The sequence below is a fragment of the Fodinibius saliphilus genome (genome assembly GCF_005869845.1).
Classification (GTDB): Bacteria; Bacteroidota; Rhodothermia; order Balneolales; family Balneolaceae; genus Fodinibius; species Fodinibius saliphilus.
Genome location: NZ_VAWF01000001.1, coordinates 1,192,815 through 1,215,707, shown reverse-complemented (window position 1 = coordinate 1,215,707; position 22,893 = coordinate 1,192,815). Strand labels below are relative to the sequence as shown.

The window sequence follows — 22,893 nt, the reverse complement described above, 5'->3', positions numbered from 1 at the left end:
TATCATATCCTTCATTTGATTAGCTTGGCTACTTAGCTCTTCGGAGCTGGAAGAGAGTTCTTGGGCCGTTGTAGCATTCTTTTATAAAACTTCGTTCATTTGTTGTATAGAAGCGTTAATTTGATCGGCCCCAGTACTTTGCTCCACACTGGAGGTGGCAATATCCTTAACGAGATCAGTTGTTTCTTCAATATTAGGTACCATCTCTTTCAAGATATGACCTGATTCTTGAGCTACCGACATACTTGATTCAGAGAGGTCATTAATTTCAACAGCAGCCTCTTGGCTCTGCTCTGCAAGGCCCCGCATTTCTTCGGCAACTACAGCGAACCCTTTTCCATGATTGCCTGCCCGGGCTGCCTCAACTGCTGCATTTAGAGCTAGCAGGTTCGTTTATCGTGCAATATCACCAATAATTGAGATTTTGCCGGCAATAGTTTGCATCGAATCAATTGTTTTAAAAATAGTCTCACTTCCACGGCTAATATCAGTTGAAGCCGCTTCTGCTATCTCCTCGGTTTCACTTGCTCAGCTGGATAATTCCTGTGATGAAATGTTTAGTTCATTACTTGCTGCGGAAATATTAATACTATTGGTTTTTATAGTACGCACGATATCACGCAATTTATTCATCATTTTCTTCATATTGTGCATCATACCGAAATAAGGTGGTATTATGTCCTACCCGTCTTCTGTTTATGGGATTATCGGGGAAAGAAAAAAACTTAAGACTTATTTTTTTCTTATGATAAAAGGTCTTTATTTATGAAACCTTTCGAGATAGGGGTATTATCCCAGATGAGGAGCGACAGGAGTCGGATGTTTTATTGCTGAGATGGGAGAAAACAAGAACTATTATCCAAACATACCCAAAAACTGATTGTAGGCTTTCAGTGCTTCTTCATCTCGGTTCATGTTGTCCAACATTTCGGCTCGCTTTATCATCGCTTTTTGAATATAGTCGGTATGCTTACCACTGCCTTTGAATCGATCAATTAACTTAGAACTTGCATCTAAAATTTCGTCCTCGTTATTGGATTCAAGAATAAGATCAAAACGTTTTAAATAAATATCATCAAGCTTTTCAAGCATCTGAATTTCAGAACTGTCATTAAGACGATTTACGATTGTATTATAAAGAGGCAGCAATTCTTTAGAATTACCGGTCTTTTCCAGGAGTTGCACTTTATGTAGCATAGCATGAGAAGCCTGGTTATAGAGTTCGGGGTTATCCGAATCTTTAAATCTATTAATGACCTGGTCTAGGGCAGGTAGAGCCTTTTCATTGCGATTGAGCTTTAACAAAGATATTGCTCTTCGCATTATTGTTTTGGAAACTTCTTTTTTTAGTGTGGGATATTTTTTGGTGTCGTAGCGGTTAATAATTTCTTCCAGAGTTGGAATCAGTTGTTCCCATCGCTTCATTTTAAACAGGAGATCAGACTTCCGTAATAATGCCTTTTGTACAAACTTCTGTTTTGAAGTACTATTCTTGGTACTTATCTCTGTTCTTTCAGTTTCGTTGAGTGGTATATTCAGATCGATAGGATTCTTATCGTCGATGTTTTGACTGTTGCTGTCTTTTGTGTCGTCCTTTTCCTTTTTTTCTGAAGATTCTTCGAATGGTTCCGGGTCTTCTTGGTTCTCCGAAACAGATTGTGCTGGCGTTGGTGTCTCAGTTTGTTCAGAAATTGAATCTGCTTTACCTTCTTTGGGGATATTAGCTTCAATGGTATTATGTGAACCGGCTAACCTGTTGATAATATCCTCGACATCAGATTTACCGATAGTTTCACCAGAAGGTAAGTTTTTAGTACGATAGGATCCGTTTTGGGTTAGTACAGCTGCTTCTGATTCAACAGGTTGAGAGTCTTCGTCAGTATCTTCATTTAGAGCTTTTGTTATCGTACTTACCCCTACATAGTTAACCATCTTATAAAAGGTATTAGAGATGTATTTAATAATAAGTTCTGTTTTGTGATTCTTAAAAACCTCTAGAAAAGCATTGTTAATTTCATCGGGTTTAGACTGGTAAAGCTTAGGATAATTGTTAAAGATATCCTCATAAGCTGTTGTAAGCCCCTTTGCTAAGGCAAGGTTTGTAGTTTCTGGATTTTGAAACTCTTTAAAATGAGTACTTGGTTTCCCGTCGTTATTGATGATATTTAAATCTTTAAGTAATCGGATAACCAACAGGTCATTGGGGTCAGAATAACCAAGACGTTCAAGCAGATCAGAATCTATTACAATGTCATCAGCGTCATAGGTTGCCAGTGCATTGATGATAGTATCAAAATTCTTTGTATTAACTAAGAAGGCTTCTGAGACTTTCATACCCTTAATATTTGTAAGTTCCATTTGTAAGTTCATGTTGCGCATTTATAAGTAAATGCGCCAATTAGAAACTTTTAACATTATGTGTATCCTGGAATGGCAGATAAAGTCGGAAGGGATGAAAGTTATTTAACGGAATGATGGTTTACAGGCTGTCAAAAGGGGGGTATTTAATTGGGAAAGGCTTTTGCAAAAGTCTCTTCGAGAATATCCTGTGAAATTGGTTTATGCAGATATGCTATAAAGTCGGTTTCTTTTGCTCGTTCCAGTTTGCCCGGATCTTCGGAAGCAGTGATGTAGACGAGTTTAACTTTGCGGTGTTTGCTAATCTCTTTTGCGGCTTCAATACCATCTATATCATCGGCTAGGTTAATATCCATTAAAATGAGATCAACAGCCCCAATTCGCAATGCTGATTCAATAGCTTTGGTCCCTTCAGCACTGGAACCAATGACCGTATGGCCCATTTGAGCAATGATACGTTCAAGAATAATCTGCTGAATATTGTCATCTTCAACAATAAGAATTTTTTTTGCGTCTGTAGATATATCAGTACTCATGGAGCGTGGTAACTGCAAATTAATGTGGCGTAATAATGCAAAAATCGATTCATTAAAACAATTGCTTCCCTAAATTTTAAAGAAATTATATAAAGCTGATCATTAAAAGAGGGTTAAATAAAAAAATAAGTAAAGAATGCAGTTAGGCTCCGTTAATTTAATTATAACAAACTTCTTTTCAATGTATGACCTCAAGTAGATCTAATGGCAAAAGTTTCTATTGCAGATGATTTGCAGAGTCGGATTATAGTACCCGGGAAAACGCTTAATCACGAGGGGGGGAGTAGATACAGTTTATAAAAGGCGCGAAATTATATAATAGTCTAGATAAAGAGATTTCTATTTTAGGTATTTCAAACCTGTAAATATCTGAAATGAATGGGTTTAACCTATATCTTCTATCTATTCCCATAAGAAATATTAATATACTTCTTTCTTTTTTGTTGCATCTTTTAATAAAAAACTCACAATTTAAAAGTAAATGAATGTAGGCTAAATCCATTTCAGGAAACCAGTGGAGGGCATGCCTTCATTTTGGCAGGTTCAAAAAAAATATTTGTATAATTCCATCCTGAATTAATAAATTAATTGAACCTAAGATAGGTTTCCCAATAAATCTTGCGTCACTAAAAATTGTGGGCAGTTTCTATATATATTTATATATTCGGGGAAATTAAGGGTACGACTAGGTTAAGTTAAAAAGAGCATTTAGGTTAAGTTTAGGGGTCTGAATAATGAAAAATATCACTAAGGTTGATGACGAAAATTTTCGCGGCTATTGGGTACGTATACAACGTGACCATAGGAAGGTAAGTAAGCGCTTTCGTCGGCGTAATTTCGACAGTTGGGAAGAAGCTAAGGAAAAAGCAATCGAATATCGCGATAACTGGATCAAAGAGTGGGAAGAGTCTGCTCGCAATCCGGACCAAAAGATTCAGTATAAAAATAGCGTGACCGGTGAGCTAGGTATTCACAAGACTACCAAAAATGGCGTTGTATACTTAGGAGTTAGTTATATTGACGAAAATGATGAACAAAAAGTTAAGTCATTTAAGGTGGGAGTTCCTGATGAGAAGGATTATTCCAAGAAGTATGACGAGGTGATGGAAACAGCTAAAAAGTTTCGGGATAAAGTGAATATGAAACGATTTGGCGTTCGGTGGATTAACTACAAAAAACGAAAAGGGGTAATCAAGTAGGGTCCTCAATATTTAAGTTGAGATTATTTGTCTGTATACCGAAAACAGCATAAGTACGAATTGAATGACAGCATAAACGTGGCCAATCTATTTTGAGAATAGATATTTTCTTTAATTAAAAGCTTTTTATAAATAGGCTGTTTTGTTTTCAGAAATGTAATTAATCATTGCAGGTTGTTTTTTCATTTTTTTTAAACAGTTAGCGGTTATACTTCTTCATCACAACTGCTGAACAATGACCGCCAAAACCGAAACTGTTGCTTAGTGCATAGGTGATCTTTTTTTGTATTTTGGTTTTAAGCGTCAGGTTTATTGGCGATGGTATCTGATCATCAATAGTTCTTGTATTAATGGTAGGTGGAATAAGATTATTATTTAGACTCAGACATGTTGCAATTGCTTCTACAGCCCCGGCTGCACCGAGCAGGTGTCCGATCATAGATTTTGAGGCACTGATCTGCAGTTGATCAAGATCTTTTTTAAAGAGTCGCTCAATCGCTTTTATTTCAGATAAATCACCTAGCCCGGTTGATGTTGCATGAGCATTGATGTAATCAATATGAGAAGGGGTGATTTTTGCTTCCTCAATGGCTTTACTCATTGCTAAAAGGGCACCTTCCCCTTCGGGATGAGTTGCAACAATATGATGAGCATCAGAACTTTCACCGCCACCTACTATTTCAGCATAGATTGTTGCGTCTCTCTTGAGGGCATTTTCCAAACTTTCAATAACAAGCGCACCGGCACCTTCACCAAGTACAAATCCGTCCCTATCGGTGTCAAAAGGGCAAGAGGCTGTTTTAAAGTTTGAGTTGTCTGTAGATAAGGCTCTCATGGTATTAAAACCTCCGATTGAAGATTCGGTAATTGGGGCTTCAGCTCCACCTGTGATTATAAGGTCCGCTTTATCCCATTTTATATAGTTAAATGCCTGAATAAGACCATTTGTTGATGATGCACAAGCCGTTACCGGGGTATAGTTAACGCCACGAAGTTTATATTTTATAGATAGTTGTCCGGCAATACCGTTTGCAATGATTTTTGGGATAAAGAAGGGGTTAAATTGTGGGGTATAGTCATTTTCAGCATAGCTCAACGTTTCTTTTTCGAATGTTTCAAATCCACCAATGCCACTTGAAAATATTACACCAGTGCGATCGGTGTTAAGCTTATTGAAATTGAGACCTGCATCATTTATTGCCTGTTCAGCTGCAATAAGTCCATATTGATTAAACCGATCGAGCCTTCGAATCTCTTTTTTATCAAAATAGGAGGTTGGATCATACTTTTTTAGCTCACAGGCAAAGTTTGTTTTAAACTTTGTAGTATCGAATCTTGTGATTTTATTTGCTCCGGACTGCCCATTAAGCAATCCATTCCAATATTCTGAGGTGTTGCTACCAATGGGGGTAAGGGCACCAAGGCCAGTAATTACTACTCTTTTCATAAGCTTATTTTTTATATACCGTTCGGTATATAGTGGGTTAAAATTTTTTATGGTTTCAATTGTTTAATTTTATTTTCGAGCAGTCGGATGTTATCAATCAAAATTTTGGGTTCATTCATGGTCTTTGCCATCATAATACTTCCCTCAATGAGGGCAATGATCTGATTGACTAATTTATGGCTGTCAACTTTTTGAATTTGATTGTTGGCAATCCCCTCTTCAATAATATTATTGAGTCTTTGTTTCCAATTTGAGAGAGCTTTTACAACTTCCGATCGCAACAATTTGTTACCGTCATCGGCGTCAATGGCTGTGTTAAGTATGGCACATCCCCCGCGATTGAAGATAGTCTGATATTCATCTTTGTAGTATTGGAGAAAGGCCAGTAATTTTTCATCTGCCTTATTAACCGACTGAATGCGTTGATTGATTTTATTTAGCAGTTGACTATAGTTAAACCTAAAGGCTTCTAAGGCGACTTCATTTTTGTTTTCAAAATTACCGTAGATGCTTCCTTTGGTTAAGCCGGTCGCTTTTGTCAAATCTGATAAATGTGTACCGGTATATCCCTTTTTATTAAAAATGGGAGCTGTCTTCTTTATGATTAACTTCCGGGTTTTTTCTGATCGTATCATGTTTGAAATATACTGATCGGTATATGAATCTCAAAAACTAATTATCTTGCTTGGCAAGATTCTGGATAGTGCTTTGTAACATAGTAGGGACAATCAGCCTGTGAAAAGGTTTTACAGGTAAAAAGTAGATTCGTCCAAGCCAGTTATGGAAGGAAACGGTTGTGGTAATAATCAATTTTCTTTTCTGGGATTTCTTTTTGTAAGGCTCAATCAGCATGGAAACCCTGAAGTTGAGGTGTTTGTCATCTTCTCCCAAAATAATTTCACTATCTGTTTTGTTTATGACCTTAAAAAGACCGATTTGTTCACCAGGGTCACAGGTGAAATTATTCAATATTCTTTCCCTGTTATTTACCTTTACCGGCGTCTTAAGGCCAAAAACGGAAACAATAGTATTCCGCAGAGAAAATAAATTGGTAATCCATTTCGGTTCGCTGGAAAAAAATGCTTTGGCTATTTCTTTAGGGGTAGTGTCATGGTGTTTGGCTTTAAGAGTGCCTTGAAAGCTGTCTACATAGTGATAATTATTTTCGGTAGCTCTGAGTACAGAGCTATCGGGTGGTGTGGTTTTAGTAATTTCCATCTCTTGATTTTGAGTGTGTTCTTCCAGCTCTTTATGCCAGGTTTAATTTGTAATTCTTAAAATAGATCTTGAAAGGATGAAAAGTTTAGATCTAATATCAAAATTAAAATACCTTTATTTCCTCAATTGTATAGATGTTTGGTGAGACTATTGAATTCCAGCTTGGAGACAAGTAATAACAGAAATAACTTATCTTATTTTGGGATTCAAGGAAATTTAAAAATTTATCTAAATGGTTAAGAGTAAGGACTTTGGTGTTTGAAACAGCACCGTTCCTTGAAAACAGATTGAAATAATCGGGATAATATTGGTAAAGAAAAGTTTATATCTACTGTATTTCTCTGGAAATTAATATAAATTTATGGATGAACAGCTGTAATAGTGATATCATCTTGAATCTTTTTTAGTCATATTAAAATTTAAACTTTCGTTGAAGTATTGCAGTGATTTAGTAGTCCCCGTTTTAAGCAATCAGGTCTGTTAACTTGTACAGTATCATTCCGATATGCATAAGTTGAAATTTGGGTAAATAAGCCCGTTTGCAGAATGCCCAGTCATTGGGGCCATCGCGAAGTTTCTGCTCTTCCTTATAGTGAGTAACTGTTTTATCTGCTGCAGCTGCAAAAACATTATTTTAAGCTTATCCGAGGATATGAGATATAAGCAGTTATTTTTTTAAACTTCACTAGAAGTACACTCTATAGAGTAGTGATGCTCCAATACCCGGTTCAGGTGTAATTTCCTTTATTCGAGACAAATGGTTACGGTAAGTGGTGTTGAATAGATTCTCAATATTAAGAGAAAAAGTGTGTAGCAGGTTTCCCGACTGGAAGCGGTACTGTGTGAACAGATCAAATACTATGTATTCATTTGTTAGTGTTTCAAACTCACCGGTTCGGCTTTGTTTAGCTGCAAAGTGAACCTTGGTTCCCAGCCGCAGATCTCCCTCAGCATAGGTAATGCTCCCCGTTCCTTGCAGCGGAGGAATCATTGGCAATGGCTGCCATCCTGAATCATTAGTATTATTTATTTTACTATGAGCGTGGGTATAACTTACCGATCCTGTTAGAGCCCAACTGTTTAACACTTGCAGCTGTGAGGAGACTTCAAACCCTTGGAACACCGCATCGACACCGATAAACTGGTAGATATTCAATGAAGGTAAACGGGGACTCGGACTCCCGGTATTACGAGGGTAGATATAACTGTCAAAGGAATTGTGGTAAAGGTTTAGTTCAGCTCTGACAGTAGTTGTTTTATATCGTAAAAATAATTCTTTACCTAGCCCGCGTTCTGGTTCCAGGTCAGGGTTGCCCACTTCATAGGAATAGGAAGCAAGGTGGGGCCCTTCTGAATACAACTCTTCCTGTGAAGGAGCCCGGAAAGAGTGCATCAGTGCAGTCCCTGTGTGAAACCCTTTTCCGAGATTATAAATAATGGAAACAGAGCTGGAAAGGGCATTAAAGGAACGCTCACGAATGGTGCCGATTTGTGAAATAGGATCTTTTTGGGCAGGGATGGTATTGACATAGTCAAATCGAGCACCGAGCTCAAGGTGAAGCGAACCGATATCCTTAGCTTCTATGAAATAACCTGATAGGCTATACGAATCGGAATTGGGTGTGCGTGCACCTTGAACAGCATAGTTTTTGGCTTCTGCCCAGAGTCCAATCTTCCCTTTATCAAAAAATGCGAGTTCATCATGACGGGTAAATATTGAGGCATTTCCGGTCAGCATGCCAAATTCAGTTCCAATGTTACCACTCGATTCTATTTCTCGGTGATAATAATTTTTATACGAGATATCTGCTTTTATAGATTTGAATACCGAATTTTCCAAGACTATTTCTGACCCGACTTCTGCCTGGTATTTCTGCATCTCAATATTAGCCCCATTGGGATGTCCGGCATTAGGATCAGGGGGAATACCGTAGGTATTAAGATACATGCTGGAGGCAAGTCCGACATGACCCCATGGCTGAATGTAACTGAGCCCCATGGCATTATTGGTTGACAGAATTCCCGAGTTCTTAAGTTCACCCTCAGGAGTATTGATATTTTGGGCGCTACGCATGTTCCCATCCAGTTTTAAAGCAATATGTTTGCCCAGCGGAAGACTGGTTTCGAGTCCGGCGACTGCCCCCATATTGACTGATTCTCCTTGCAAACTGGCTGTGCCGTGTAGGTGTTGGGGCTGAACGGTAGCAATCTGATTGCGTACAATATTAATTACGCCTCCAATAGCATTAGCACCATATTGAAGTGCCGCAGGTCCGCGGGCAATTTCGATCTTTTCAGCCGCCATTGGGTCAACCGTTACCGCATGGTCTGCCGACTGGGAAGAAACGTCTCCCGTTTTTTCTCCATCTTGCAAAATCAATAGTCGCTTACCGCCTAATCCACGTATTACCGGTCTACTGGGGGCTGATCCCATTGATCGTGAACCAAACCCAGGAATCTCATCCAGTGTACTGGCAAGGGTGGTACCGAGATCCTTGCGAAGTTCTGTTCCCGATATTGTTTTGGATGCATGTTCCAAATTGGATTCACTGTGTACCGCAGAGCCTATCACTTCAAGTGCATCAGAATTAAGCACGGTTGGTTTTAGTGAGATAGTTATCTCAGTGGTCTTGTCGTCAGTAATGGTTAATCTTTGCGAAAGTGTTTGGTACCCTATCCGATATACAGAAAGGGTATAGGTGTCCGCCGGCAGGTTGCTAAATTGAAAAGTACCGTCGCTGTGAGCCGTAATTGTACGATTAAGTTCTTCAATATGAAGGTAAGCATAAGCTACAGGCTCTGAGGTTTCCCGATCAACCACACGGCCGGATAACACTCCAGAATCATCTGCTAGCGCAAAATTTGGGAAAACCCCGATAAATAGTATTAGGAAAGTTAAGGTATAGTAGTTCATAACAAAATTTATAAAACAGGCAGGCAAGCAATACCCAAACCATCTTGCCCACCTGTTTAATTTTTAATAATTACCTGATTATATCAGTTGGCGAATCCGCATAATCCTTTATGAACTCTGGGTTTCAACATGGATTTCAATGGCATTTTCTTGGTTAGAGGCAGGAGTTTCGAAATCAGAGTGATCGCCATGCATCAGCTGGAACTGTACTCTGGATTCTCCAACACTCTTTCCCTGAAAATGGAAGCTCCAGCGGCCATCTTCTGCATGCTGCTCGATTCCAAGGATGCTCTCGTCTTCAATATTCCAACCAAGGTTATATTCGTCACCGAGATCTTCGTCGTGGATATGCTCACGTTCTTTATTTAGGAATTCAACGGTTACAAGGGGTGTTGCTCCACCTTCCTCAACATGCAGGTGGCCCGTGACTTTTCCATCGAAGTATTCCATGACTGTTTCACCGTTCATGACAAGCACGAGTCCAAATGGCTCGGTGTGTTCATTATGGTCGTCATCAGAACTAGCAGGATTACCACATCCGGTTGTCAAAATTGCTACGGCCAAGGTAAGAGAAAATATAGTTTTGGTAATAAAAGATGTCTTTTCCATTGATCTATTAATTAGTTGTAATAAAGGATATTGAGATTGATTGACGGTATAGTACACCAGACCCACTTCAGCGAGCTATCCCTGTTCAATCATTGATTATACTTTTGAAGAAAAATAATTAGCCCGTGAGGGGAGGGGAGCGTCCTTTATTGACAATTTCAAAAACAGAATGGGAAATAAGATCAACGGTAATTTTAAATTCCCTTGAAAAGAAAAAGGCCAAATCACCAGAGCTGGGATTGGGCAAATTACTTTTCAGAAAGATTCCACAAATGGGGCAATGGCTTTCATCTTGAGAGATACAGTTTCCGGTGTCAGTTGTATCTTCCGGATGGTGATGATCCCATTGTAATTCATGGTGGGAGTGAAGCGTAGAAATAGTCAGTCCCAAAGCCACAAAGGCAACGAGAGACCAAGCAATACCTAATTTTATACTACGCTTAAACATTTCTTTTATTTATGAAGAATCAATTTACGAATTAACGTTCGATCTACAATTGAAGTACTTTTAATTTTTATTAAATGCTACATCGTTGTGTGTCACAATTGACGTAAATTTATAAGCGTTTATATTACGTACGATTTATGAAATTTAAAATAGTTTTCTTTTACTGTTTTTATATCAAACCGTTAACGCAACTACTCGTTCCCAATTTGCCCTGGCCAGCGGGAACACGGTCATTGTCAACTACAACGGCGACGGTTAATGCATCCTCAAAAAACTGAAAGGGGGTCTTGGCAGTTCTACGTGATGGACGACAGTCACTGGTGGTGATCAAAGACGGGAGTCTTTTCCACATCAACCTGGTGGGCAACAGCACCTTCGGGTGCTGGGAACCGACGATAGCAGGCCCATAAGTACGCAACGATTTTCATAAACCACGTATGCATAAGTTTTTTAAAAATCAGGTAGGAAACATTTGTTTAGTATTTAAAGGACATCAACTTTTCGTTCAAGTTTCTTTTCAACTAAGTTCTTAAATCTTATATCGTTACGAATTGAATCGAAAATGGGATCCTTAAATACGCGATGATTAAATCTTAAATTCTGATCAATAAGTCGTAATGCAATTTCGGTCTCACCAATTAATAGTGAAGAATAGAGGCGTGGAGCTATTGGCAAAGATTCATTGTCAAAGCTTTTGAGCGTTTCAGTTCTTTTACCCATAGCTGCAGAGATAATGGTTTTTTCCCAGCCGGTATTATGTCCCCATATTTCATTAAGCATCGTATTCGCATTTTCAATCAATGCAATGGCTTCTGCTTCTCTGCCCTTATTAAACAGTTGTTGGCTCCGTTTTAAACGGGCCGTACTCAAATACTTTTTTGTATTGGGATATAAGCTGCCAAGTTTTAGAGAAGTCTCCAGCTCTATAATGGCATTTTCATAATTACGTGCACAGTAATAGGCATAACCTAAGCCGTGATGGCTAGCCCATGAGACCGGATCAAGGTTTACTGCTTTCTTCATTTGAATCAAGGCTTCATTTATATTGCCCATTCTAAGATGATACCATCCATATTCAACCAATGATTCACTATGGCTGGGATTCAATTCCAATGCCCGTTCGAATGAACTTCTACTCTTTATCCAATCTCTATACCAATACCCGGAGACAATGGCCTGTACCAAGTAAGCATTCACCATTGTTGAATCAAGAGAAAGAGCTTTTTCAGAAGTTTTCATTGCTAGGCTTGATGCGTTTTCAATAGATATTCCATCAACTCCTATCACATCTTTATCGAATCTGGAAATTCGGCCCAGACGTTGAAATGCCAATGCTAATTCAGAATAGGCCGGAGCAAATGTAGTGTCTATTTCAATAGATTGTTCAAAGTAATCAACGGCATTAAAAATATTGCTGGGTTCATTCATATCCATCAAATACTTACCTCTCAGATAAAGGTGATAAGCCGTATTATTGACATCTCTCTGGTTGGAACTATTCTGAAGTTTTGTTGGCAGCAATTCAGCCTGGAGCCTATTTGCTATATGAGTTGCAACCTCACTCTGTACTAAAAGAATGTTTTTCATTCTTCTATCGTAGCTTTTCGTCCATATGTTATGCCCTGTTCGGGCATTTATTAATTTAGCGGTAATCCTGATATCGTTCCCGGCCTTTTGCACGCTCCCCTCAACAACCGCGTTAACACCAAGTTCACGGGCAATTTGACGAATATCTTTTTTTTGTCCCTGGTATTGCATTACCGAAGTTCGAGAGATCACCGAGAGGTCGGGAATACGTGCTAACTTAGTAAGGATCTCTTCTGTCATTCCGATGCTAAAATAATCAATGCTGTCCGGTGCATTGATGTATGTGAATGGCAAAACGGCTACCGTATGATCTTGGCCAATTACGCCGGCATGTTGTTGGTTTGGCTGCCAGCTCCAAGTATAAATTCCTGCTATCAGAACCAGGATTCCAGCAGTAATTATACCTAGCAGCCAGTAATTCCGTTTTTCATACTGGGATGTGAAGGGAGTGGGCCCCGATCCCCCGTTGATTTTTCTTGTATTCTTATCGGCAGTGTTGGCCTTCGATTTTTCAACAGGGAAGGGAAGTTGGGGATTTTCTACGGCCCGTGGTAATTCTACTTCTTGTGTTTTGGGAGATGAATATTGACTTTTTAGTTTTCTGGCAAGTACCTGCAGGTCATCAGGAGGTTGTACCCCTAACTCTTTTTCCAAATGCAATTTATATTTCTCATAGGCTCTTATAGCACTAATCTTTAGATCATTGCTAAGCAACAGTTCCAAATAACTGCTTTGGTGTTTCGGGGACAAAGGTTGTAATTCTATCGCTTTTGCAGCCATCTCAACTGCATGGCTGATGTTACCATTCTCTTCTAATTCATTAGAAAATGAAATGTATCCATCAGCTGCCCGTTTTCGGAGTCTGTTCCTTTCTATATCAAGCCAGTCCTGAAAATGATTTGAAGTATTTTTTACATGAAAGCCTTGGAGTAGATCCCCCTTATAAAGGTTAACTGATTTCCTGAATTGCCCTTTATCCAATGCCTTCTCAAATTCTATGGCATCACACTGTACCAGATCGCTATTTATGGCTATTTCTTCCGTGCCTCTATTAATTATAGTTTCCTTTCCCAGGGCATCCCGAATATTATAAAGAAGGTTACTGAGCGCATTTCTGGCATTTTTTTGCCCTATCTCGGGCCAAAAAATAGCTATTAACCTATCTCTTCTGTGATACCCGCGTGGGCGTGCCAGCACCAAATAGGTGAAAAGAGCTAGTTTCTTTGGACCATTTAAAAAAGTGTGACCATACTCTTCGTTGTCTTTCTGGAGGGATATGGAGCCAAGAATGCGAAAGTTAACCATAACACAATAGAATAAGTTCTCTCTTAGTTGCAATCTAAGAGGAAAAACGGATTAAACAAAGAGTGCTTCCTTATTATGTTGCTGAACTAAAATCTATTCACTTAAAACGAGGTTTTATGAAATATCTAACATGGTTCTTTCATCAGCGACTTACAGCTTTTTTGGTAGTATTCTTAATGCTGTTATCAGGTTGCTCTGACTTTCAAAGTGTTTCTTTTGACGAAGAAAACGGTGAGAGTAATGAGATAAGTAAACAGGAGTCAAAATTTGTTGTAAAAGGCGGGCCAAATGTGGTAGAAATAACCACCGAGCACAACCACGATTCCAATGAACACCTATTTAACCTGAATATAAATGAAGTGCCGGAAGGATGGATACACTTTCGTTTAAATAATGCCACTCATGCTGATCACTTCTTTTTACTATATAAAGTACCGCAGGCAGCGATTGATGCCGCCGAGTCTGCTAACCAAACACTTCTGGAACACTGGTATCAAACGGTAACTGCTCCTTTTCAAGCAGAATGGAATCCTTATATAAACGGTGATATCAGTTTTGGAGTCTTTGTGAATAATTTATTTAGTGCGGTGCTGTCTTCCGCCCCCTGGTTCCCTAATGCTGTGACGGTTGGTGGGCCCGGAATCACATCACCGGGACAGATATCAGAGACGACAGTGCATCTCACGGAAGGGGTTTATATTGCCGAATGTTATGTAAGGGATGAAAATGGTGAATTCCATTCCTATAACGGGATGCTTGAAATGATTACCGTAACGGGGCAGTCTTCTGGTGAACGGGAACCACGAGCTACTATGGACGTTATGGTTTCACAATCAGGAATAGAAAACCCAGACCTTGTACGTCCCGGGGCGCATACCGTTGCCATTCATTTCGGGGAACAACCGCCTTTTGGTTATGAACACCTTTTAGGCCATAATGTTCAGCTGGTATATTTTGAAAATGGGTATAATTCGCAGTTGCTTGACGAACTGGGAACCTGGATGGACTGGACTGAAATGGACGGTCTCGTAAACCGTGCCCCCGACGGAGCTACTTTCCTGGGAGGAGCAATGGAAATGTTAGGTGGTAATAAGGCGTATTTTAAAATTAAGTTGAAACCCGGTGATTATGCATGGATAGCGGAAGTGCCTGATCCCGATGCAAAAGGAATGCTGAAAACATTCACTGTACCTTTCGGCAATACAGCTGGCAAGTGAAATAAATGAGTATTGAGTTTAATCACACTCACTGTAATGACTAGTCTTGGACTTGAGTATAGCTCAATAATTTAAGCCCTGACATCATGTATCACGTCAGGGCTTTTTATATTTATATCGTATTTATTTTTCTGATACTCAATCATAAATGGATAAGGAATGGAGAAATTTAGAACCCAAACGGGGGGGGATCTAGTTTATTGGACTGGATAAAGCAGTTATTATTTATATTTCAGAATCTTGAATCTGCCTGTAATTTTGATCTGCTCAGTTTTATTAATTGTATACTTTAACTAGTATGGTACCAGTAACCCCTTCAAGTGTTCGTTCTTCAATTGTTATCTTAGCTTCATCAAGGATAGTTAACGACGTAGTCTTTTAGGGCATGTATCAGCTAACTACTGGAGAACTAACAATCGATAGAACATTAGGAGAGTCGTTTTTTGGATAGAGAAACATCTCCATAGCCCAGTGGATTTGGTTTTTAACTTTTCCATTTTAAGCTCGTTTTGCCTCCGATGGAGAAGAACAGCCAAAGATCCCGAGACTAAGTATCAGGGCGGTGTAGAAGCTTGATAATGAGTTTATATTTTCAGGATGAATGAAATATGATGTTATTAGATAATAAATCAGTAATGGTAGCATTTTGAGTTGCCAAAGTTCTAATGCAGGAGTGGTAAACTGTCCACGATCACAAAAACCAGTTGTGGCTGCTCATCTTGCATTGCAGAGTGAGGAAAAGGTTTGTATAAGAAGATTATTGGATGAATATGAAGCTAAGGGTAGGAAGAAGAGAGTGTCCAGTTATATGAAACCTGTTTTACCTTTTTTAAAGGGTGATCTTCTAACAAAAAAAAGCTAAGCTCTTTTATATAAGAACCTAGCTTTGAGTACCCGAGGTCGGACTCGAACCGACACGACCGCAATGGCCACCGGATTTTGAATCCGGCGCGTCTACCAATTCCGCCACTCGGGCAGTATGTCATTTTATAACGGTCCCAAATATAACATATATTCCAGCACTTCTACAACGGGGAGTTCTATTTTTTTGAGCCATTATGGTAACAACTTCTATTACATTTTTTTGCGTTTATTTAAATAATATACAAGTAGAATTGGCGTTAGCCATCTCTATAAATTAGTGGTAAGTTACGAGCCATATTTTTTAAATATTGATTCAAAGTTAAACCCATTATTTTCATGAAACCTTCTCGATTCTTAGCCTATGCCGGTGCCGTTATCCTCGTAGCCGGTGGTGCCATCTGGTATATTATCAACGATTATTACGCCAACCAGCCCAACCAGCAGCAGGCTGATGTAGTGATGTATAAAAATGAAGGCTGTATGTGTTGTGAGAAGTGGGCAGATTATATGCAGGGCAGTGGATATACTGTAAAAAGTATCAATGCCCAGAACCTTAATGCCGTAAAAGCAGAGCAGGGTATTCCCCGGAATATGGGTGCTTGTCATACTGCAATTGTCGGTGATTATGTGGTTGAAGGACATGTGCCCGCCGAAGATATTATGCGCTTGCTTCGCGAACAACCCGATGCCAGGGGATTAGTAGTGCCGGGAATGCCGGCAAGTTCGCCGGGTATGAATACGGCACTTAATGAACCCTATGACGTGCTATTGCTTAAGAATGACGGCAGTACCGAAGTTTTTGCCCAGCATTAAGGTTAAAAGATGGAACTGATACATATGTTTAAGACTTCACGAATTTCTTTTTCTACGATGGTTATTTTGGCTGTCGGTTTATTACTGGTCGGTTGTAACAACGGCAAAGAAAAAAAGAAATCAACTCCTAAAGAACCGCTTGAGCAGCTAGATCCCTATTCGGCAACGCTCTATCCGGCACAGGCAGAAGCAGAGGCCAACGATTTTAAGGTTACCCTTATCAACGGCGACTCCTTTCAGCTGTCAAACCACAGGGGTAAGGTTATTATGCTTAATATATGGGCTACTTGGTGCGCGCCCTGTGAGGAAGAGACGCCAGATTTTGTAGATCTTTATAATAAATACAAAGAGAAGGGGCTGCTCGTGCTGGGGGTTTCGATTGATGAGCAGGGCGAGTCGGTGGTGAAGCCATTTATGGATAAGTATGATGTTAATTATCCTATGGTGATAGATGATGGCACAATTATGGATAAATACGGACCTACTATGGGGGTACCTACTACATATATCATTGGTCCCAAAGGGAACCTTCAGTATTTTGCGGTGGGCGCTCTTACCAAGAAAGAGCTGGAACCTCGCCTTCAGAAACTGTTGGATGTAGGTCAGGAGAATAAAAAATCGTAGTCTGCTGCGGTGGAACAACGACCGAATAAGAGCCCAATTTTTTTATATATGAGTGTTTGTTCTCTTTCTTCCAAAGTTTTTTATAGCATCGCTTTGAGAGATTTTGAAAGAATAGAACCTTTGTAAGGGAAAGCGCTCATATTTTTGACTTTTAGAGATGTTATGAAGATTATGTAGTTGTGGCAAATTTAGGTAACGGGGCCATATTGAAAAGGGGTACAGTTTAGTAAAAGGTAGGTTAAGTATATGGGCCAAGCCTTCCTGTTGACTCCTTAATATTTTGTTCTTTACCGCCGATAATTGGGTTTAAGTAAAGATCCATTTACTACCAAAACATTTTACAGTAAAGGCCGGCTATTACAACGATATTGGGTATTAAGTAAAAGCTAATATGTACGGCTGCATTGTTTTAAAACTAACATAATGACCGGGTATCAGTTATGGAATCTATTTGCAGTAAACGTTCAGCTCTCCTTTGCGCTGTATATTTTATTGTATTGGGGATTGTTTTAAGTATTCCTGTCGAACTTATGGCTCAACAAAAGACGTGGAGTGAGAAAATAAATCCGCCCTTCTATCAGAAGAAGCTGGAGCAGATACAACGCCATCTGGAATCCGATGATGGGGAATTGACTCCTGTTGAAAACGGGGTAGATCTGCCGACGCTTAATGAAAAGTATACGGCTTTTATTAATGATCAAAGTTGGAATAGGAATCCCAATACTGACCCTGCTAATAACTTTGTGCTCTTTGATCAGGGTAAACCCGCCGGTAATATTAACGGTGACAGCAGCGGAACCGGTAACAGTATAAATGATTATGTCGTAAGCAGTCCAGCACGTGATGAGCGTACTGCTGCACTGGAAGATCAGGTATGGAAAACTGCTGTTTTTTATGGTGGTAATACCATTGGTACCCCCGATCAGATTATCTATCGGAGGTTGGTACCGATAGGAGATATTAACGGTGATGGTTATGCGGATGCAGTAGCTTTTGAGCCGGGCTTTCTACAGTATCCATCAAACAATGATGACACTCCCTATATTTATACGGGTTCCCCTTCAGGTTACCAAAAAACATCCGTTGTGCTCCAGGGCATACAAGAAAATATGCTCGCATTTAATGATATAAATAATGATGGTTTTGATGATGTTTTCATGTATTCGACCTATAATGGCGACTTTTCTATTACATGGGGACGCACTTTGCAAAGCACCGATTTTAGTCCACAAATGTTTAGCGGACTATTAACGAATAACAATAAAAGTGTTGCTGTTGATGACATAGATGGAGATTCCATTTCAGAGATTGTTGAGCTCAGCGGATACCCCGATTCTGATGGCCAGATCAAGATTTTTGAGATAGATACTACTGCCCAATCCATGTTTCCTTCTGATGCTGTGACAACAGAACAAAGCTTTTCATACAACGCTTTTTTACAGTCGGCTGAATCGAGCACGCTAAATCTTCTTGATTACAATGGTGATAGTTATCTGGAGATATTTGTAGGTCACAATTGGGAAGAGCCCAAATACTTGGTGCCATATGATGCTACCAACTCACAGTATCAGAATACGCCTATTTCTTTGTTTAATGGTCCGCTGTATCCCATGGGAGATATGAATAATGATGGTATCGATGACTTTGTGATAGCCGATACCACCGATCCCAATGAAAAGGCCTATATCGCTTATGGCCCGGGCGATATGAATACCAAGCTCAGCTTGGATGTAACCTTAAGCGGTAATAATAGCTCGAATTGGGAGTGGAGGGCAGAATTTAATCCCCATGGAGGATTTGGCGATCTTACCGGTGATGGAGTGGATGATGCAGTGATTGGGCATGGTGAGTTTGACATTTCTACTCCAACAATTGGCCGACGCATTCTGGCAGGTATTCAAAGTGGCAGTGAAAGTCACAGCTCAACCTTCCATCAATATCCCCTGGAAAATTTCTATAGCAGGGTGGCAGCAACAGAAGAAGTAGGCGATCTCAATAATGACGGTATTGATGATTTTGTTATTGCTTTTTACAACCTCAACAAAGTGGAAATATTTTTTGGCGGGGCCACACTTTCGTCTACTCCAGACAAGACTATAAACTTAAATTATAACCCCAGAGGCATAGCTGGCGGTGATTTTAATGATGATGGTGTTGCAGATCTTGTGATACCAGGAGTGAATGAGGATCAAACATCTGCTACTATTTCGATTTTCTTTGGAGGTTCTTCAATGGATGTAACGGCAGATAATACTTTTAGTGCCTCTAATTTTCAGTCTGTTGATTATCCGGCGTTGGTTAATGCAGAGAATATAGGGGATGTTAATAACGATGGGATTGAGGACTTTTTGATAGGGTCTGGTTCGGCGGCAAATGCATTACCTCCTGATTCATTATATGATCGTGAATATATTAATGATGTCTACCTCTTTTTTGGTAACAGTACCATCGGTTCCCAGACCGCACCTGATATTACTATTTCTGTTGCACCGCCCAGCACCCAATATATGTCGGCGGGTGAAAGTGGGGCCGGACTCGGGGATATAAATGCTGATGGAATTGATGATTTTGCAGTGGGAGCTCCATTTGCTGGCACTCAAACAAACAGCAGTGTGGGCGAGGCATATATTTATCATGGAACTGGGAGTCCCTCTTTTTCTTCTCCGGATGTTACCCTCACTGCTCCGCAAAGCACCTCCGGATTTGGTTTGGGAATTGCAGCCGGTGACTTTACGGGAGATGGCCATAATGATATTGCGGTGAGTGCGTTGAGTGCGTATTCCGAAATGACGAATACTCCTCCGCTTGTTTATATATATAACGGAGGTACTGCATTTGATACACAGTATGATCGAAGTTTGGCGATTCCTGACTTTACCTTTACCAATGGTGCTGATGATAATGGCGTATTAGCTCAAAATCGGGGACAGATTGAGACCGTGGCCGATTTTACTAATGATGGTAGAGATGAACTTGTGGTTGGTACCGGTAGCGGGAATTCTCATGCTGCTTTATTTACATTTAATAGTGCTAATTCACTGCCTGAAATTGCCATTAAGGCCCCAAATAAAGGATCAGGGCTGGGCGGAGAACATGGAATGGCTGTGGGCGATTTTAATGATGATGGGGAGATAGACTTAGTGTTAGCACAGCCAAACGACAATAATGATGCTTTTCAATCCAGCAGGGTTTACAGGTATACTCTGCCCAAACCCTTGGCTATTACCAAGGTCGAAGACGTACCTGATGACCAGGGGAATAGAATTCGTGTTCATGCAGGTGGCTTTTTTATGGATGCATTGAGCCAGGATATTTACGGATTTGATAGCTGGAGCGTATGGCGAATGACCGAAAATGGTGATTGGACTAATCTTAAAACTGTTTCACCATCTAGTGAAGGGGCACAATTTGTTGATGTAACAGTGAATAAAAATCAACCTACCAATGTAGATAGTGTAGACAACAGCTATGTATTCCGGTTAGAGATATTTGAATCGGGAGTAGGTGTGATTGCACGAAGTGACACTGCAATCGGACGGGCCTATGATAATCTGGCACCTGCATCGGTATCTTCCGTTAGTTTGAACGAAGAGAATGGAGAAAAAGTAATAAGCTGGCAACCCGAAGGTTACCAGGATATTGGGGAGTATTTGGTGTATGAAACTGATGCTGCCGGCAGTGCGGTAAAAAAGGTCCTCGGACGAAGTACCAGCAATAATTATTTATTGCAAAGTAGTTTTGAAGGGGTTCATAATTTTGGGGTTAAAGCTCGTGATGTAAATAATAATATTGGAGCAGCATCGGTACCAGTTGCGGGCATCTTCTCCCAAACACAAAGTTATAATCTCACAGAAGGTTGGAACCTTATAGGCTTGCCGGTTGATGCAGCACAAACAGATATCGATTCCCTGATGTCTGTTGTTAGCAATGGGGCTGTATATGAGTATAACGGCACTTATCAGCAAGTGGAAAGTATTAAAGCAGGGCAGGGTTACTGGATGAAAATTTCAGCACAGGATCTGCGAGAGCTTACAGGATTACCGGAGACAGAGCTTACGCTTAATCTGAAAAAGGGCTGGAACTTGGTAAGCGGAGTTGGGGGAGCGCTTGATGTGACCGATATTAAAGATCAAAACAATGTTATTGTGCCCGGTACTATCTATTCTTTTGATCAAAGTTATGCCCAAACTGATACTATTCGTCCCGGTGTTGGCTATTGGCTCCGGGCTTCGGATGCAGCTAGTATAACACTTACACATCCTGAGCTATTAACAAGTAGCACGGTGGCCAAAGAGAAATCCTCCTTTGCCAAGACCTCAAAAGAGGTTGAAGATACCTTTGACAAAGTGATCATATCGGCGGGAAAACACCAGCGTACACTCTATTTTGGCGGTTCGTTAGCTGAAACAGCAATTAGGGCCAGTTACTTATTACCCCCGTTGCCACCAGGCAAGGTTTTTGATGCGCGTTTTAAAAATGGGTCAACGCTTATAGAAGATGATAGGTTATATATCGAAATCAATAAGCTGCCGGGAACAACCGTTAAACTTGAAACCAAAGTAGAATCTTTGGCTAACTATGATTCTTTTGTAGTGAAAGAATTCGGCGATGGACAATTGCTCAAAGAATACACGGTAGCTGCTAATAAAGAGGTAACACTTGCAGGTAGTGAAACAGATTTGGTACAGATGGCTCCGGCAAGGGGGGCTTCACTTTCAGATTCAAAAATACCGGATAGCTTTAAGCTTGAACAAAATTATCCGAATCCATTTAATCCAACAACACAAATAAGTTATTCCGTACCCCAAACAGCGGAAGTTACCCTTGAGGTCTTTAATATTCTGGGTAAACGGGTGGCAACGCTTATTGATGAGCAAAAACAACCTGGTACGTATAAAGTAACCTTTAATGGCTCTAATCTAGCCAGCGGTCTTTACCTATACCGTTTAAAAGCAGGCAGTTATGTAGCAACCCGAAAGTTGATTCTGGCTAAATAAGTGCCTTTATAAGGTGTAATTCCAAAGGATGTTATTATGAGACTTTTTGCTCTGCTTGTAATTTTCAGTCTTCTGTCTATCTCCTGTACGGATGGGGGACTCGGCTATAATGATCCCTTGTTTGATATGAAAAGTTCTGTTACTCCCCCGGGCGCGGGAGAGGTAAATCCACCTTTTGGAACGTATGCAGAGGGTAGGTCGATAACTGTTGAGGCAGTAGATCTTCAGCCGTCGGATACGCTGCATTTTCTAAATTGGACCGGTGATACGACGGCAACCGATAACCCGCTCACTTTTGAGATAACCCGCGATATGAATCTAACGGCCAATTTTGGGGTGCCGGACTATATATTCAGATTGCTAGTAACCGATGGGGTTAATCCCGAAATGGACTTGGTTCTGGGTATGGAAGAAGGAGCTACCGATGGTTTTGATGAAGGTATTGATCGAGATTTACCGCCGCCCCCGCCCGATAATGGATTTGATGCCCGGTTTTCAATTCCCAACTATGGATTGGCTGAAGATTACCGTTCTTTTGATAAAGACACTCTTAGCTGGACGCTCGATATTCAATCGGAACAGGCTAATGATGTGACGCTGAAGTGGAACTATTCCGATAAAACCTATTTCAATACAATTCAATTAACCGATAGTCCCAATGAGCCCTCCTTTATTGTGGATATGAAAACGGAGCGCTCATACATCATTAGCGGGGCTACCAAGACAACTCTTTATATAATTGGTGAGCGATAAACGG

16 protein-coding genes and 1 tRNA gene are annotated in these 22,893 nt (G+C 40.2%); 6 read left to right on the top strand and 11 right to left on the bottom strand.

The annotated features are described in order from the left end of the window. Window positions 1-81 precede the first annotated feature (81 nt). The 3 genes from FCN14_RS05075 to FCN14_RS05065 form a co-directional block, all read right to left on the bottom strand. On the bottom strand, window positions 82-387 hold the full coding sequence (locus FCN14_RS05075) for a methyl-accepting chemotaxis protein (protein ID WP_171032850.1): 306 nt from the start codon (window positions 385-387) through the stop codon (window positions 82-84). 468 nt (window positions 388-855) lie between these two features. Continuing rightward, on the bottom strand, window positions 856-2,358 hold the full coding sequence (locus tag FCN14_RS05070; protein ID WP_212747573.1) for a DUF5343 domain-containing protein: 1,503 nt from the start codon (window positions 2,356-2,358) through the stop codon (window positions 856-858). A gap of 146 nt (window positions 2,359-2,504) precedes the next feature. Further along, window positions 2,505-2,894, bottom strand: a complete 390-nt coding sequence (locus FCN14_RS05065; protein WP_138429989.1) for a response regulator — start codon at window positions 2,892-2,894, stop codon at window positions 2,505-2,507. A gap of 734 nt (window positions 2,895-3,628) precedes the next feature. Here FCN14_RS05065 and FCN14_RS05060 point away from each other — a divergent pair. After that, a complete protein-coding gene (locus FCN14_RS05060; protein WP_138429988.1) occupies window positions 3,629-4,093 on the top strand; it encodes a hypothetical protein in 465 nt (154 codons plus the stop codon). A 199-nt stretch (window positions 4,094-4,292) separates the two neighbouring features. Here the strand turns inward: FCN14_RS05060 and fabF are convergent, their stop codons facing one another. The 7 genes from fabF to FCN14_RS05025 all read right to left on the bottom strand — a co-directional run bounded on the left by fabF (window position 4,293) and on the right by FCN14_RS05025 (window position 13,621). Next, entirely contained in the window at window positions 4,293-5,540 is a 1,248-nt protein-coding gene (fabF, locus tag FCN14_RS05055) for a beta-ketoacyl-ACP synthase II (protein ID WP_138429987.1), read from the bottom strand. 47 nt (window positions 5,541-5,587) lie between these two features. Continuing rightward, on the bottom strand, window positions 5,588-6,175 hold the full coding sequence (locus FCN14_RS05050; RefSeq protein ID WP_138429986.1) for a TetR/AcrR family transcriptional regulator: 588 nt from the start codon (window positions 6,173-6,175) through the stop codon (window positions 5,588-5,590). A 37-nt stretch (window positions 6,176-6,212) separates the two neighbouring features. Continuing rightward, on the bottom strand, window positions 6,213-6,758 hold the full coding sequence (locus tag FCN14_RS05045; protein ID WP_138429985.1) for a DUF2867 domain-containing protein: 546 nt from the start codon (window positions 6,756-6,758) through the stop codon (window positions 6,213-6,215). Window positions 6,759-7,443: 685 nt separating this feature from the next. Further along, on the bottom strand, window positions 7,444-9,672 hold the full coding sequence (locus tag FCN14_RS05040; protein ID WP_138429984.1) for a TonB-dependent receptor: 2,229 nt from the start codon (window positions 9,670-9,672) through the stop codon (window positions 7,444-7,446). Window positions 9,673-9,780: 108 nt separating this feature from the next. After that, the gene (locus FCN14_RS05035; protein ID WP_138429983.1) at window positions 9,781-10,281 is read right to left on the bottom strand and encodes a hypothetical protein; all 501 of its coding nucleotides are present in this window, start codon (window positions 10,279-10,281) and stop codon (window positions 9,781-9,783) included. A 118-nt stretch (window positions 10,282-10,399) separates the two neighbouring features. Further along, window positions 10,400-10,729, bottom strand: coding sequence for a hypothetical protein (locus FCN14_RS05030; protein ID WP_138429982.1), 330 nt, complete (start codon window positions 10,727-10,729; stop codon window positions 10,400-10,402). A 483-nt stretch (window positions 10,730-11,212) separates the two neighbouring features. After that, complete coding sequence (locus tag FCN14_RS05025) at window positions 11,213-13,621, bottom strand: BTAD domain-containing putative transcriptional regulator (RefSeq protein ID WP_138429981.1); 2,409 nt, start codon at window positions 13,619-13,621, stop codon at window positions 11,213-11,215. A gap of 116 nt (window positions 13,622-13,737) precedes the next feature. Between FCN14_RS05025 and FCN14_RS05020 the strand changes: the two genes are divergently transcribed. Further along, complete coding sequence (locus tag FCN14_RS05020; protein WP_138429980.1) at window positions 13,738-14,838, top strand: hypothetical protein; 1,101 nt, start codon at window positions 13,738-13,740, stop codon at window positions 14,836-14,838. An 891-nt stretch (window positions 14,839-15,729) separates the two neighbouring features. Here the strand turns inward: FCN14_RS05020 and FCN14_RS05015 are convergent. Then, window positions 15,730-15,814 (bottom strand) — tRNA-Leu (locus FCN14_RS05015). 224 nt (window positions 15,815-16,038) lie between these two features. On the opposite strand from FCN14_RS05015, the gene FCN14_RS05010 reads away from it, so the two are divergent. The 4 genes from FCN14_RS05010 (at window position 16,039) to FCN14_RS04995 (ending at window position 22,889) form a co-directional block, all read left to right on the top strand. Then, window positions 16,039-16,515, top strand: coding sequence for a DUF411 domain-containing protein (locus FCN14_RS05010; RefSeq protein WP_138429979.1), 477 nt, complete (start codon window positions 16,039-16,041; stop codon window positions 16,513-16,515). Between the two features lie 24 nt (window positions 16,516-16,539). Continuing rightward, a complete protein-coding gene (locus tag FCN14_RS05005; protein ID WP_171032812.1) occupies window positions 16,540-17,139 on the top strand; it encodes a TlpA disulfide reductase family protein in 600 nt (199 codons plus the stop codon). 440 nt (window positions 17,140-17,579) lie between these two features. Continuing rightward, window positions 17,580-22,136, top strand: a complete 4,557-nt coding sequence (locus FCN14_RS05000; RefSeq protein WP_138429977.1) for an FG-GAP-like repeat-containing protein — start codon at window positions 17,580-17,582, stop codon at window positions 22,134-22,136. Between the two features lie 36 nt (window positions 22,137-22,172). Then, entirely contained in the window at window positions 22,173-22,889 is a 717-nt protein-coding gene (locus FCN14_RS04995) for an InlB B-repeat-containing protein (protein WP_138429976.1), read from the top strand. Window positions 22,890-22,893: the final 4 nt, after the last annotated feature.

Coding starts and splice junctions, on each gene's coding strand:
- FCN14_RS05065 (WP_138429989.1), bottom strand. CDS start 2,894: ATGAGTACTGATATATCTACAGACGCAAAAAAAATTCTTATTGTTGAA.
- FCN14_RS05000 (WP_138429977.1), top strand. CDS start 17,580: ATGGAATCTATTTGCAGTAAACGTTCAGCTCTCCTTTGCGCTGTATAT.
- FCN14_RS05020 (WP_138429980.1), top strand. CDS start 13,738: ATGAAATATCTAACATGGTTCTTTCATCAGCGACTTACAGCTTTTTTG.
- FCN14_RS05070 (WP_212747573.1), bottom strand. CDS start 2,358: ATGGAACTTACAAATATTAAGGGTATGAAAGTCTCAGAAGCCTTCTTA.
- FCN14_RS05025 (WP_138429981.1), bottom strand. CDS start 13,621: ATGGTTAACTTTCGCATTCTTGGCTCCATATCCCTCCAGAAAGACAAC.
- FCN14_RS05050 (WP_138429986.1), bottom strand. CDS start 6,175: ATGATACGATCAGAAAAAACCCGGAAGTTAATCATAAAGAAGACAGCT.
- FCN14_RS05035 (WP_138429983.1), bottom strand. CDS start 10,281: ATGGAAAAGACATCTTTTATTACCAAAACTATATTTTCTCTTACCTTG.
- FCN14_RS05010 (WP_138429979.1), top strand. CDS start 16,039: ATGAAACCTTCTCGATTCTTAGCCTATGCCGGTGCCGTTATCCTCGTA.
- fabF (WP_138429987.1), bottom strand. CDS start 5,540: ATGAAAAGAGTAGTAATTACTGGCCTTGGTGCCCTTACCCCCATTGGT.
- FCN14_RS05045 (WP_138429985.1), bottom strand. CDS start 6,758: ATGGAAATTACTAAAACCACACCACCCGATAGCTCTGTACTCAGAGCT.
- FCN14_RS05040 (WP_138429984.1), bottom strand. CDS start 9,672: ATGAACTACTATACCTTAACTTTCCTAATACTATTTATCGGGGTTTTC.
- FCN14_RS05030 (WP_138429982.1), bottom strand. CDS start 10,729: ATGTTTAAGCGTAGTATAAAATTAGGTATTGCTTGGTCTCTCGTTGCC.
- FCN14_RS04995 (WP_138429976.1), top strand. CDS start 22,173: ATGAGACTTTTTGCTCTGCTTGTAATTTTCAGTCTTCTGTCTATCTCC.
- FCN14_RS05005 (WP_171032812.1), top strand. CDS start 16,540: ATGTTTAAGACTTCACGAATTTCTTTTTCTACGATGGTTATTTTGGCT.
- FCN14_RS05060 (WP_138429988.1), top strand. CDS start 3,629: ATGAAAAATATCACTAAGGTTGATGACGAAAATTTTCGCGGCTATTGG.